The following is a 12481-nucleotide window of genomic DNA, read 5'->3' on the forward strand; positions in this document are numbered from 1 at the left end:
ACCGTATGCCGGCTATCGAAAACGCAGGGTACGAGAGTGTTCCCCACGTGCGTGGGGATGAACCGCCGGCGCAGCAGCTGCCGCCGGTGGATACCTCGTGTTCCCCACGTGCGTGGGGATGAACCGACTAGGTCAATCGTGACTAGGCGCAATGAATCGTGTTCCCCACGTGCGTGGGGATGAACCGGCAGCGCATCTGATCGCGACCCTGAGGCATTGGTGTTCCCCACGTGCGTGGGGATGAACCGTATGTCATCGACAGCGACGCGCCGTTCATCGTGTGTTCCCCACGTGCGTGGGGATGAACCGCGTGTCGGCACTGCTCCGTGGCGGCGGCCAACGTGTTCCCCACGTGCGTGGGGATGAACCGAGGGCGAGCGGAATACGGCCTACCAGGACAGCGTGTTCCCCACGTGCGTGGGGATGAACCGGCCAGTTTTCCCCGAACGCGTCCCGCGATTTCGTGTTCCCCACGTGCGTGGGGATGAACCGCTGCGCATGCTCAAACCGCCGGAGCTCTACGGGTGTTCCCCACGTGCGTGGGGATGAACCGCCCTTGGTGTGGCTGATCTGATGCGTGGCGGAGTGTTCCCCACGTGCGTGGGGATGAACCGCCATTGACCATAGTCGACGTGCCCAGGACGGCGTGTTTGCCACGAGAGCGGGGATGGGCCGGCCAGCAGTGGAACGGACAGCGTAACGACCCCGTGCTCCCCGGGTCATCAGAAATGTGTCGGTCCGCCATCGCGGGTCTTGTGGTTGATGGCGAGGGGAAGGCTGAGCTTGTATAAGGGTGGCAAAATGCCGATAATTGATGTGCAGATTGCGCCAATTGGAGGTTGTCATGCCCACACGCACCGCATTCAGGCCGGACCCCGCCATCATCCGCCGCGCAATGGTCAGGGAGGGGGAGCGCCGTTCCCGCCAATCCGATCTGTTGGGCCAGCCTGTCAGCACCGATTACGACATCGTGAAGGTGGTGGCCAATGGTTTGGACCCAGGCGTGATCACCCGCCTGACCAATGAGGGGTTGACCCGGCGCGAGCTGGAGTTTGTCATTCCCCCGCGCACGCTTACCCACCGTATCAAGAACGGCGAGCGCCTTAGCACCGACGAGTCCGAGCGCAGCGTCCGGCTGGTCAATCTGCTGTTGCAGGCCGAGCAGCTGCTGGGTGGCAAGGAGGCGGCAACCGCCTGGCTGCGTCAACCGCTGCGCCGCTTCGACGGCCGCAGCGCGCTGGAAGTGGCCAGAACCGAGCAGGGCGCGCGGCTGGTGGAGGAGTTGCTAATCCAGATCGAGGAAGGCTACGTGGCATGATCGCCTGGCGGATCAGCCGGTTTGAAGACCTTCGCGGCCTGGGTGGCATCCGGGCGCGCGGCCGCTGGCATAATGCCGGCCAGCCGATAGTTTATCTGGCCGATCACTCGGCCAGTTCCATGCTGGAGATGCTGGTGCATAGCGAGTTTGCCGCGCTCCCGGATACCTTCACGCTGCTGAAGGTGGACATTCCGGATGGCCTGGTTCAGGTGCTGGATCTGAACGAGCTGTCGGCAGACTGGCGCAATGATCAGGAACAGACCCGCGCGCTGGGCGACACCTGGCTGGCCCAGGCTCCCTCCGCGGTGTTGCGGGTGCCCAGCGCCCTGGCGGTGGAAGGGTGGAACTACCTGCTCAATCCCGTCCATTCCGGTGCCGCCAGTTGCCGGATAGTGGACACCATACGGGCCCCGCTCGATTCCCGCTTCCGGATGGCGTAGCCCAATCCCGGCGGCAAGCTCCTTGAAAACCGAACGTCATCGTCGTTCGGTTTTTGCTTTTTCAGCGCGACTTTCCACGTATCTGCAACGGCTCATGCATACCAGGACATTTTCAACGTGAAATGACAAGGGCATTTCTTGCTGCTAGTCTGCCTGCTTGGCTTGGGTCCAGCAGGTTGACTGGTGCGGTCCGGAGGGGCGATGCAGGCTTATTGGCGGTACTGGGGCAAGGCATCCCCAGGCGACAAATTGGGTGCTGGCTGGCATCTGTTGCCATTCCACGCGCTGGATGTGGCGGCGGTGATGAATGCGCTGCTGGATCAGAGGCCGGCGTGGGTGTCGGCATGCGCTAATAGCCTTGGCTGGAGCGCGGCGCAGTTCCGGGCGGCGGCCTGCTATTTCGCGGTCTTGCACGATCTTGGCAAGTTTGCCCGCAGTTTTCAGGCGTTGTTTTCATCGTGCAGCGCCGATCTGGTGCCGATTGACCGGGCGCCTGGCTACACCCAGCGCCACGATACCTTGGGCTTCCTGCTGTGGATGGACCATCTGCGACACGGATTGCCGCATGACATTTTGCTGGAGCCCGACCACCGGCTGTGGCAAGGCTGGATACGCATAGTCTGTGGCCACCACGGCCAGCCGCCGCGCGAGGGCAGCGCGCGCCGCTTGTATGCCGACGACCATTTTCTGCCGGACGACATGGCGGCGGCGCTGGAATTCGCATGCGATGCGGCCAGCCTGTTCGACGATCTGCCGCAAGCCATCCGTGTAGAGCAACTGGATACGCGCGCAGGCTGGCAGCTGGCGGGCCTGATGGTGCTGGCGGATTGGTTGGGCTCCAATCAGCGCTATTTTCCCTACCGGTCCGCACCGATGGCCTTGGCGGACTACTGGCGCGAGCAGGCGCAGCCGGCGGCGGCGCGGGTAGTCGCCGAATCAGGCCTGCAGTCCTGTCTTTGCGCGCCTTATGCCGGGCCGCAGAAACTGGCGGACTTCATTCCTTATCTTTCTTCCCCCACGCCATTGCAGGAATACGCCGCCAGCACTCCTCTGGCCGAAGGGCCGCAGCTGTTCCTGCTGGAGGATGTGACCGGCGCCGGCAAGACCGAAGCTGCGCTGATTCTGGCGCACCGGTTGATGGCAGCCGGGTTGGCCGATGGCCTGTACTTCGCTCTGCCCACCATGGCTACGGCCAATCAAATGTACCGCCGCGTCGGCGGCGTGTATCGCCGTCTGTTCGCCGAAGGCGAGCGGCCGTCGCTGGTATTGGCGCATTCCGCCCGTCAGTTGGTGGAGGACTTCGCGCTCAGCGTGCAGAGCGGCGGCAAGCCCTATGCCAAGGATGACGCTTCGGCCGGCATGAGTTGCAACGCCTGGCTGGCGGACAATAACAAAAAGGCCTTGCTGGCGCAGGCGGGCGTTGGCTCCATAGATCAGGCCTTGCTGGCGGTGCTGCCGGTGCGGCATCAGTCGCTGCGCTTGCTGGGCCTGAGCGGCAAGGTATTGGTGGTAGACGAAGTGCACGCTTTCGATTCCTATGTCCGCACGCTGTTGGCCGGCCTGCTGCGCTGGCACGCGGCGCAGGGCGGCAGCGCCATCCTGTTGTCCGCCACCGTGCCGGAACAGATCAAGACCGAACTGCTGAACGCTTATCGCCAAGGGCTGGCGCAGCCGGTCTTGGCTGAATCGTTTGTATCCGCCTACCCGCTGGCCAGCCACTTGTCCGCTGCGCATTTTGACCAGCAAGCCTGCGAAACCCGGCGTGAGGTGAAGCGTCGGGTGCGGGTGGAGCATCGGCATGACGAGGCCGAGGTGATTCGTCTGATTGCCAGCGAGGTTGCGGCTGGTCGCTGCGTGTGTTGGGTGCGCAATACGGTGGACGATGCCCGCCGCGCTTTTGATCTGCTGAAGGACAGCATTCCACGGGACAAGCTGCATCTATTCCATAGCCGCTACGCGATGGGACATCGGTTGGCGATAGAGGACGAGGTGCTGGATGCGTTTGGCAAACGGTCGGATGCCGCCATGCGCAGGGGGCGGGTGCTGATTGGCACCCAGGTATTGGAGCAGTCGCTGGATTTTGATGCCGATGTGATGGTAAGCGATCTCGCCCCCATCGACTTGCTGATCCAACGTGCCGGCCGCCTGCAGCGCCATGTTCGTCTGGCCAATGGCGATCGGTGGCCGGACGCGGTCCCGATGGTGCAACACGTTGAGCAGCGGCCGGAGCCGGTGTTGTGCGTTTATGGTCCGCCGCCGGACGACGAGGCCAAGGCGGACTGGTACGGCCGGCTGTTTGCCGGCGCGCAATATGTGTACCCGGACTTTGCCGCATTGTGGCAGACCCAGCAGGCGTTGTTGGCCGCCGGCAATATTGTGTCGCCGGGCGATGAGGGCGAAGCCGGCGCGGTGCGGCAACTGGTGGAGTCGGTGTATGGCGCAGCCGGCGAGCGTGAAACCCCGGCAGCCTTGAAGGCTGCGGCGGACAAGTGCCTAGGCGAGGCGATGAGCGAGCGCAGCATGGCGCTATTCACCGCGCTGCAGCTGGACAAAGGCTATTGCGAAGACAGCAGCAAGCACTGGATGGAGGAAACCGATGTTGCCACCCGGCTGGCCGATGAAACGCGGCTGGTTTATTTGGCGGTAGCAGATGGGGAGGCCTTGCGGCCGCTGTACCCAAGCGACGATCCGCGCCTGCAATGGCAGCTGTCCGCGCTGCGGGTGGATGCCAACAGGCTTAAGGACATCGCGCCGGCCTGGCGGCAGCGCTTCAAGCTCTTGCTGGATCGCTTGGCGCAGGAACAACCCTGGCTGACGGAATACGACCTGGTCTTGCCCCTGCTTGCCGGCGAAGAGGCGGGCGCGTGGCTGGGGCAGGGCGTCGATGCCAGGGGCAGGGAGCTGGGTGTGAGGTACAGCCTGGAGCTGGGACTGTTGTGGAAATGAACCAGGCGGCCGGGGCCGCCTGGATTCTCATCCCCACACGTGTGAGGAACTGGTCAATGATTATGACTTTTATGCCACGCCATCGGGTTCATCCCCACATCTATGGGGAACACCACCCTCACCATAGCTAGAGGCGACCCAAAACGAAAGGAAAATATTAAGCAACACCATCCTTTTATATTGATGAAAGATCGCCTATGTTGATGGTGGTGGAGCGCTTACGGGGATGGGGCATGCGCACGACTCTAGGGTTGCTGCTTGGAGCAGGAGCGTTGATCTTCTTGATGATTAGCCGCGTCGTGAAGATATGCCTTGGGGTCCTGTTCGTTATCGGATTGGCAGGATTGGTCCGTGTCAGCCAAGAGCCTGCTGGTAAAGCGAGAAGTGACGAGTGGTCGGAAGATCGAGAGGAGACGGAATGAATCTACTCAACCCCGCCAACCGCTGGCTCCGCCTCAAACGGCGCGACGGCAGCGTGTCGCCGGGCAGCGTCTATGGCGTGGCGGACCCGGAGGTGGTGGATGTGCTGGCGCCGCGCGCGGATTTCCGCGGCGCCTTGTACCAGCTGCTGATCGGCCTGCTGCAAACGGCGGCACCACCGGGCAATCTGAATGACTGGCTGGGTTATTGGAACGAAGCGCCTAGCGCGGCGGAGTTGGAGATTTGGCTTGCGCCGCTCAAGCCAGCGTTCGAACTGATAGGCGATACCGCCTTCATGCAGGACCGGGACCCGTTGCAGGACGGCAATGTCAAGAGCACGGCCGAGTTGCTGATAGACACCGGCTCCGACTCCAACCTGTTTTTCAACAAGCTAGCCGATTGGCAGGGCTTGTGCGCAGGCTGTGCGGCGCAGGCCTTGTTTGCCTTGCAGATCAACGCGCCCGGCGGCGGGGTGGGCCACCGCACCTCATTAAGAGGTGGCGGGCCGCTGACCACGCTGGTGCTGCCGAAGGATGCCGACGCCTCGCTGTGGCGCAAGCTGTGGCTGAACGTGCTGCCGTTGGACGGGGAAGGTGCCGACTGGCGAGCTGAGCCGCCGCTGTCCGCCAAGCTGCCGTGGTTGGCGGCTACCCGCGTCAGCGACAAGAGCGGGGTGGAGACGCTGCCGGAAGACGTGCATCCCGCTCAGGCTTACTGGAGCATGCCGCGTCGCATCCGGCTGGACGTGGACGATGTGGCCGCCGGAGTGTGCGAGGTCTGCGGCGAGACGCACGATACGCTGTACCGCCAGTACCGTACCCGCAATTACGGCGTCAACTACGCCGGCCCTTGGCAGCACCCGCTGACGCCATATCTATTCGATGCCAAAGACCCGTCCAAACCGCCGCTGTCGGCTAAGGGCGCGCGCGCGGCCGGCGGTTACCGCCATTGGCTGAGCCTGACGCTGGGCGAAAATGACAACGAGAAGGTGGCGCGGGTGGCGCGGGATTTCAACCGCATCGGCGGCAAGGCCGACAGGCTGAAGCTGCGCGGCGATGCGCGGCTGTGGTGTTTCGGCTACCAGATGGACAATATGAAGGCCGAGGCCTGGCGCGACGCCACGCTGCCGCTGTTCCGCTTGCAAAGCGGAGACGAGCGCCATTTCGGCGAGGCCGCGCGCCAACTGCTGGAAGTGGCCAGACAGAGCTCGCTGATGCTGGGCGAGCAGGTTAAGAAGGCCCGCAATATGGACAAGAAGGAGCCCGCAGTCGAGCAGAGCTTCTGGCAGCGCAGCGAGGCGCTGTTCTATCAGGCGGTGGAGGGGTTGGCCAAGGCGCCGCAGCTCGACGCTGCCGCGCAGGCGCAGGTGTTTGCCGCCTGGTTGCCGCCGCTGCGCCGGCTGGTGTCGGATTTGTTCGACTACTGGGTGCTATGCGCGCCGATAGAGGAAATGGACATGCCCAAGGTGGTGGCGGCGCGTGCCGATTTGCGGCGGGGCCTGTGGTGGTCCAAGCATCACAAAGCGATGGGCGAGCTGATCGCCCGTTATCAGGGGGAAAGCGATGAAGCTATTGCTTGATAAGACTGGCCGGGAGGCCTTGGCCAAAACGGTGGTGCAGTGGCGGCTGGCGCTGGATCCGAGCGATGAAGAAAAACATGGTCCGTTCGCCATGCTGAAACGGGCCGACCGCGCTCAGCTGCGGCGCTGTGAAACCCCGGACGACGTGCTGTTGCAGTCCGCCTTTCATCGGCTGATGCAAGAGCTGCAACGCCAGCAGCTGGCGGTGAGGGCGGATGAACTGGCGTTGGCCGTTGGCGTGGCGGCGCATGCCCAGCATGCGCCAGGCAAGGCGTTTGCCCGCAGCCTGGGCCGTAAAAACGATTCCGGCCGTGCGGCGATGAGCGAGCTGCGTTTCCGCCAGCTGCAAACCTGCCGCGACGAAGCCAGCTTTTTCCGTCAGGCGCGCCGCGCGGTTGACCTGCTGGGCGGCGAGGTCGATGTAGGCAAGCTGGCGGTGGACCTGTTGCAGTGGGCGCGCGAATTCCGCCAGCCGGACGCTGCCCTGCCGCCGACAGAACGATTGAAACTGCGCTGGGCCACCGATTATTACCAGGAATCCCTGCGCGACGCAGATCAAGAACCCGCCTGATTGCTATTTGGAGACAAAACATGAGCCGTTTCATCCAGCTGCACACCCTGATTTCCTATCCGCCGGCCAATCTGAACCGCGACGATCTGGGCCGACCCAAGACTGCGATGATGGGCGGCGTCGAGCGTCTGCGCGTGTCGTCGCAAAGCCTGAAGCGCGCTTGGCGCACCTCCGAGTTGTTCGAGCAAAAGCTGTTCAGCAAGGTGGGCCAGAGCGAGGGCGCGCTGGGCACACGCACCAAACATCTGGGCGTGGAGGTGCATGAAAAGTTGAAGGCTGCGGGTTTCACGGAAAAGCTGGCTGGTGAGTATGCCAACGAAATCTCCAAGGTGTACGGCGCGCTGAAGAAGGACAAGCCTTACGAGATTGAGCAACTGGTGCATGTTTCGGCGGAAGAGAAGGCATCGCTGGACAAGCTGGTGGCCAAGCTGATCGCCGACAAGCGCGCGCCGGAAAAAGAGGAACTGGACGCGCTGCTGCACAAGCAACAGGCGGCGGACATCGCCATGTTCGGCCGCATGCTGGCCAGCAAGACCGAGCACAATGTGGAGGCGGCGGTGCAGGTGGCGCACGCGCTGGGCATCCACGCCACGGCGGTGGAGGATGACTACTTCACGGCAGTGGATGATCTGAACGATAGCGAGTTGGTCAAGCTGCATCGCCGCGAGAAGGGCAAGGAGGTTGATACTGGGGCGGGGCATGTGGGCGAAAGCGCCTTCGCCGCCGCCGTGTTCTACCAATACATCTGCATAGATCGTGAACTGCTGCTGCAAAACCTGGGCGGCGACCACGCGCTGGCGCAGCGCGCCATCGCCGCCTTGATCGAGGCCGCCTTGACGGTGGCGCCGGGCGGCAAGCAGAACAGCTACGCTAGCCGCGCTTACGCCCACTATGCGCTGGCCGAACGCGGCGACCGCCAGCCGCGCAGCCTGTCGCTGGCCTTTCTCAAGCCGCTGGGCGGGAGCGATTATGCTATCGGCGGCATCGCGGCGCTGACGTCGGTGCGGGAGAATATGGACAAGGTGTACGGCGCCTGCGCCGATAGCCGCTACGAGCTAGACGTGATCAAGGGCGAGGGCAGCCTGCAAGCGTTGCTGGCTTTTGCCGCGGAGTAGGGCCATGCGTGAGTATCTGGTTTTCCGGCTGTACGGCCCGATGGCAAGCTGGGGCGAGCTAGCGGTGGGCGAGCAGCGCATCAGCGCCGACCACCCGTCCCGCTCCGCGCTGCTGGGCCTGCTGGGCGCAGCGTTGGGGGCGAGGAGGGACGACGAAGCCAGCCAGCAGGCCTTGAGCCGCGGCTACCGTTTCGGCATCAAGCTGATCGCTGCTGGCATGCCGCTGCGCGACTACCACACCGTGCAGTGGCCGGACATTCCCAAGAAGTTTGCCTACCGCACCCGCCGCCAGGAGGTGCGTGACAAGGAAAAGCTGAACACTATTCTCACCAGCCGCGAATACCGCAGCGATAGCTTGAGCGTGGTGGCGGTGGAGGCCGCGCCGGATGCGCCGCATGGCTTGCCTGCGTTGGCGGAAGCGTTGGCTTCTCCGGTGTTCATGCCTTATCTCGGCCGCAAGTCCTGCCCGCTGGCTTTGCCGTTGGGCCCGCGCATCGCAGGTTTCGACACGCTGAAGCAGGCATTGGACAGCCGCGACGGCGAACCGCTGGTGTCCGCTGTCGATGTCGATGGCGACGAGCCGTTGGCGGTTGATATCGATCTCAATGAGGACAGGCAGGCGCGTTATTTCTGGGACGAGGCGATGGCGGATGTAGGCATGGAGGCCACACTGCAACTGACGCGGCACGACCAGCCGCTGTCGCGCCGGCGCTGGCAGTTCGAGCCGCGCCGCGAACTGGCTTATCTGGCGGGAGGCAAGCTATGAGCCATTATCTGTCCCGCATCACGATTCAGGCCTCTGCGGCCGCCTGCGAATCGGACGTGATGATTGCCGGCAATGCCTATCGCGACCACCGGTTGATGTGGAAGCTATTTCCGGATGCGCCGGACGCCAAGCGCGATTTCCTGTTCCGCGCGGAGCAGGGCGCCAATGGCCATCTGCTGTACTACCTGCTGTCGGAGCGGCCGCCGCAAGCCTGGCATCCGGCAGTGAGGGTGGAAAGCAAGCCTTACCAGCCTCGGTTGGAATCCGGCGAATGGGTGCATTTCAGCCTGCGCGCTAATCCGGTGGTGGCTAAGCCCAAGGACAAGGGACAGCGCAGCCAGCGCCATGATGTATTGATGGCGGCCAAGACCGAGGCGAAAGCCAAAGGCTTGTCGCCGGAAGCCATGCAGACGGCGATGACCGGAGCCGCGCTGGATTGGCTCATCCGGCGCGCTGCGGCCTGGGGGCTGACGATTGACGAGGACGAAGTACAGGTGGATGCCTATTTCCAGCATGTGCTCCATAGCAAGGGCCGCCGCATGCGTTTCTCCTCGGTAGACTATCAGGGAATGGCCAGGGTGGCGGATGGCGACAAGTTGGCGCGCGCGTTGTTGGGTCAGCCCGCCGCCGAGCCGCACTCCAGCCTGGGACACGCGCTGGGCTTCGGCTGCGGCCTGCTCTTGGTGAAACGGCTGCCATGAGCCAACCCCTCCCGCCCTTGAAGCCGCTTCCCATCAAAGAGCGGCTTTCCGTATTGTTTGTCGAGCGCTGCCAGCTGGACGTGCTGGACGGCGCTTTTGTCGCGGTGGACGTCACTGGCGTGCGCACCCACATTCCGGTGGGCGGCGTGGCTTGCCTGATGCTGGAGCCAGGCGTGCGGGTGTCGCACGCCGCCTGCAAGTTGGCGGCGCAAGTGGGCACGCTCTTGGTTTGGGTGGGCGAGGCTGGGGTGAGGCTGTACTCCGCTGGCCAGCCCGGCGGCGCGCGCGCCGACCGGCTGTTGTATCAGGCGAGGTTGGCGCTGGACGAGGACGCGCGGCTGAAGGTGGTGCGCGAAATGTACCGCCGCCGCTTCGGCGATGAGCCGCCGCAGCGCCGCAGCGTGGAGCAATTGCGCGGCATAGAGGGCGCGAGGGTGCGGGCCATGTACCAGCAGTTGGCGCAGCAGTACGGCGTGAAATGGCAGGCGCGCAATTACGACCGCGAAGACTGGGACCAGGCCGACATCCCCAACCGCTGCCTGTCGGCCGCCACTTCCTGCCTGTACGGCGTAGCCGAGGCGGCGGTGTTGGCCGCCGGCTACGCGCCGGCCATCGGCTTTATCCACAGCGGCAAGCCCTTGTCCTTCGTCTACGACGTGGCCGACATCTACAAGTTTGAAACCGTGGTGCCGGTGGCCTTCGCGGTAGCGGCCAAGCCGGTGAACAATGTGGAGCGAGAGGTGCGCCAGCGCTGCCGCGACATGTTCCGCAAGACGCGGCTGCTGGAGCGCGTTATCCCTGACATCGAAACCCTGCTGGATGCCGGCGGCTTGGACAAGCCGGAGGCGGAGGGCGTGGTGGGGGCGGCGTTTCCGGAAGACGAGGGGCTGGGCGATGCTGGTCATCGTACTTGAAAACGCTCCGCCCAGGCTACGCGGCCGGCTGGCGATCTGGCTGCTGGAAATCCGCGCCGGCGTCTACATCGGCACCTACAACCGCAAGATCCGCGACTACCTGTGGCAGCAGGTAGAGGAGGGGCTGGAGGACGGCAACGCGGTGATGGCCTGGCAGGCGGCCACCGAGGCCGGTTTCGACTTCGTCACCCTAGGCGCCAACCGCCGTATGCCGGTGGAGTTCGACGGCGCCAAACTGGTGTCCTTCCTGCCTCCGCCTGCGTCGCAGGAACCGGCGGCGGAGTAGTCCGCTTTTCACCCTGCCGAAGGCTGGTTTGGCTCTTTAAAAATCGGTAGATTTTATCGCGCTATTTTTGTTTTTAAAAATCAATTACTTGAGATTGGTGTGTTCCCCACGTGCGTGGGGATGAACCGCCCCGGCGGGCGGGGCTCTTTGTTGTTGCGTTGTGTTCCCCACGTGCGTGGGGATGAACCGTAGTTAAAAACCTTGACGTGATTATAGCGGCTGGTGTTCCCCACGTGCGTGGGGATGAACCGTTGGCTTCAGCACACGCGAGACCTCGGCCAGCGTGTTCCCCACGTGCGTGGGGATGAACCGGTAAAAATACGTAGTTTGGCGGACTTTTTATCGTGTTCCCCACGTGCGTGGGGATGAACCGACAAGCCCATTGCGCGTCATACCCCAGCGCGGGTGTTCCCCACGTGCGTGGGGATGAACCGGACGGTTGGCCGTCAGGTTGTCTACCAGTTGCGTGTTCCCCACGTGCGTGGGGATGAACCGTGGGCGAGGCCGGCGAGTTCGAAATCGGCGTGGTGTTCCCCACGTGCGTGGGGATGAACCGATGAAGAAAGAATCCCTCAGGACTGCGATGGAGTGTTCCCCACGTGCGTGGGGATGAACCGCTCATGGCTGACCTCATCTGCCCGCACTGCGGGTGTTCCCCACGTGCGTGGGGATGAACCGGCCTTATGACCGTCGTGGTGGCTCACCTCGTTGTGTTCCCCACGTGCGTGGGGATGAACCGCAGTCTAATATGGCCGTTGGGATGCCGGCCATGTGTTCCCCACGTGCGTGGGGATGAACCTACTGAAAGCGGCGGACGCGGAGGAGGTCCGCGGTGTTCCCCACGTGCGTGGGGATGAACCGTCACGCTAAGAACCCAAACGCACACCACAAAGGTGTTCCCCACGTGCGTGGGGATGAACCGATCATCATGGACCCCTTGACACAGGCGCGTTCGTGTTCCCCACGTGCGTGGGGATGAACCGGGTCAGGACTTCGACGTCGGCTACCAGCTCAGGTGTTCCCCACGTGCGTGGGGATGAACCGCCGCGTTGCGCGAACTGGAGAGGAACCAAATAGTGTTCCCCACGTGCGTGGGGATGAACCTTGATCCTGAGCGCTTGGGACAGCACGGTGCCTGTGTTCCCCACGTGCGTGGGGATGAACCGCAAAATGACCTACCAAATCGGATTCGACAACAGTGTTCCCCACGTGCGTGGGGATGAACCGGAGAAATGACATGAGCGATGGACAGGGCCATAGTGTTCCCCACGTGCGTGGGGATGAACCGAACGACTTGTGTTCCTTCGACAGCTTGCAGTCGTGTTCCCCACGTGCGTGGGGATGAACCGGCGTGGCTGAAGAATACGCATCCGCACCGATTGTGTTCCCCACGTGCGTGGGGATGAACCGGCTTATACCGTTTTA

General features: G+C 63.4%; 10 protein-coding genes and 2 CRISPR repeat arrays (2 of these 12 running past the window's edge). All 10 genes read left to right on the forward strand.

Going from position 1 to position 12481, the window contains the following annotated elements:
* Positions 1-614: direct repeats of the CRISPR family, unit length 29 nt; unit sequence GTGTTCCCCACGTGCGTGGGGATGAACCG; it begins 1062 nt to the left of the window's first position.
* Positions 615-844: 230 nt separating this feature from the next.
* The 10 genes from BI344_RS21255 to cas2e all read left to right on the forward strand — a co-directional run bounded on the left by BI344_RS21255 (position 845) and on the right by cas2e (position 11056).
* Positions 845-1318: an antitoxin Xre/MbcA/ParS toxin-binding domain-containing protein gene (locus BI344_RS21255; RefSeq protein ID WP_158021099.1), complete on the forward strand. Its 474-nt coding sequence runs from the start codon at positions 845-847 to the stop codon at positions 1316-1318.
* A complete protein-coding gene (locus tag BI344_RS21260) occupies positions 1315-1758 on the forward strand; it encodes an RES family NAD+ phosphorylase (RefSeq protein ID WP_071114792.1) in 444 nt (147 codons plus the stop codon). Before BI344_RS21255 ends, BI344_RS21260 begins: the two co-directional genes overlap by 4 nt.
* A 201-nt stretch (positions 1759-1959) precedes the next feature.
* Entirely contained in the window at positions 1960-4704 is a 2745-nt protein-coding gene (locus tag BI344_RS21265; protein ID WP_071114793.1) for a CRISPR-associated helicase/endonuclease Cas3, read from the forward strand.
* Between the two features lie 418 nt (positions 4705-5122).
* On the forward strand, positions 5123-6703 hold the full coding sequence (gene casA / locus BI344_RS21275) for a type I-E CRISPR-associated protein Cse1/CasA (RefSeq protein ID WP_071114795.1): 1581 nt from the start codon (positions 5123-5125) through the stop codon (positions 6701-6703).
* A complete protein-coding gene (gene casB, locus BI344_RS21280; RefSeq protein WP_083370327.1) occupies positions 6687-7274 on the forward strand; it encodes a type I-E CRISPR-associated protein Cse2/CasB in 588 nt (195 codons plus the stop codon). Before casA ends, casB begins: the two co-directional genes overlap by 17 nt.
* 20 nt (positions 7275-7294) lie before the next feature.
* Complete coding sequence (gene cas7e / locus BI344_RS21285; protein WP_071114797.1) at positions 7295-8389, forward strand: type I-E CRISPR-associated protein Cas7/Cse4/CasC; 1095 nt, start codon at positions 7295-7297, stop codon at positions 8387-8389.
* A 4-nt stretch (positions 8390-8393) separates the two neighbouring features.
* Positions 8394-9155, forward strand: a complete 762-nt coding sequence (cas5e, locus tag BI344_RS21290) for a type I-E CRISPR-associated protein Cas5/CasD (protein ID WP_071114798.1) — start codon at positions 8394-8396, stop codon at positions 9153-9155.
* On the forward strand, positions 9152-9856 hold the full coding sequence (gene cas6e, locus BI344_RS21295; protein WP_071114799.1) for a type I-E CRISPR-associated protein Cas6/Cse3/CasE: 705 nt from the start codon (positions 9152-9154) through the stop codon (positions 9854-9856). The genes cas5e and cas6e overlap by 4 nt, the downstream gene beginning before the upstream one ends.
* Positions 9853-10770, forward strand: a complete 918-nt coding sequence (gene cas1e, locus BI344_RS21300; RefSeq protein ID WP_071114800.1) for a type I-E CRISPR-associated endonuclease Cas1e — start codon at positions 9853-9855, stop codon at positions 10768-10770. The genes cas6e and cas1e overlap by 4 nt, the downstream gene beginning before the upstream one ends.
* Positions 10751-11056 carry a type I-E CRISPR-associated endoribonuclease Cas2e gene (gene cas2e / locus BI344_RS21305; RefSeq protein WP_071114801.1) on the forward strand — a complete coding sequence of 102 codons (306 nt, stop codon included), beginning with the start codon at positions 10751-10753 and terminating at the stop codon, positions 11054-11056. The genes cas1e and cas2e overlap by 20 nt, the downstream gene beginning before the upstream one ends.
* A gap of 99 nt (positions 11057-11155) precedes the next feature.
* A CRISPR array of direct repeats spans positions 11156-12481; the repeat unit is 29 nt; unit sequence GTGTTCCCCACGTGCGTGGGGATGAACCG; it runs 2730 nt beyond the window's last position.

The sequence above is a fragment of the Chromobacterium sphagni genome, from assembly GCF_001855555.1.
GTDB lineage: Bacteria > Pseudomonadota > Gammaproteobacteria > Burkholderiales > Chromobacteriaceae > Chromobacterium > Chromobacterium sphagni.

Excerpts from the sequence above, each read along its gene's own strand:
- BI344_RS21255 (WP_158021099.1), top strand. The coding sequence starts at position 845 with ATGCCCACACGCACCGCATTCAGGCCGGACCCCGCCATCATCCGCCGC.
- BI344_RS21260 (WP_071114792.1), top strand. The coding sequence starts at position 1,315 with ATGATCGCCTGGCGGATCAGCCGGTTTGAAGACCTTCGCGGCCTGGGT.
- BI344_RS21265 (WP_071114793.1), top strand. The coding sequence starts at position 1,960 with ATGCAGGCTTATTGGCGGTACTGGGGCAAGGCATCCCCAGGCGACAAA.
- casA (WP_071114795.1), top strand. The coding sequence starts at position 5,123 with ATGAATCTACTCAACCCCGCCAACCGCTGGCTCCGCCTCAAACGGCGC.
- casB (WP_083370327.1), top strand. The coding sequence starts at position 6,687 with ATGAAGCTATTGCTTGATAAGACTGGCCGGGAGGCCTTGGCCAAAACG.
- cas7e (WP_071114797.1), top strand. The coding sequence starts at position 7,295 with ATGAGCCGTTTCATCCAGCTGCACACCCTGATTTCCTATCCGCCGGCC.
- cas5e (WP_071114798.1), top strand. The coding sequence starts at position 8,394 with ATGCGTGAGTATCTGGTTTTCCGGCTGTACGGCCCGATGGCAAGCTGG.
- cas6e (WP_071114799.1), top strand. The coding sequence starts at position 9,152 with ATGAGCCATTATCTGTCCCGCATCACGATTCAGGCCTCTGCGGCCGCC.
- cas1e (WP_071114800.1), top strand. The coding sequence starts at position 9,853 with ATGAGCCAACCCCTCCCGCCCTTGAAGCCGCTTCCCATCAAAGAGCGG.
- cas2e (WP_071114801.1), top strand. The coding sequence starts at position 10,751 with ATGCTGGTCATCGTACTTGAAAACGCTCCGCCCAGGCTACGCGGCCGG.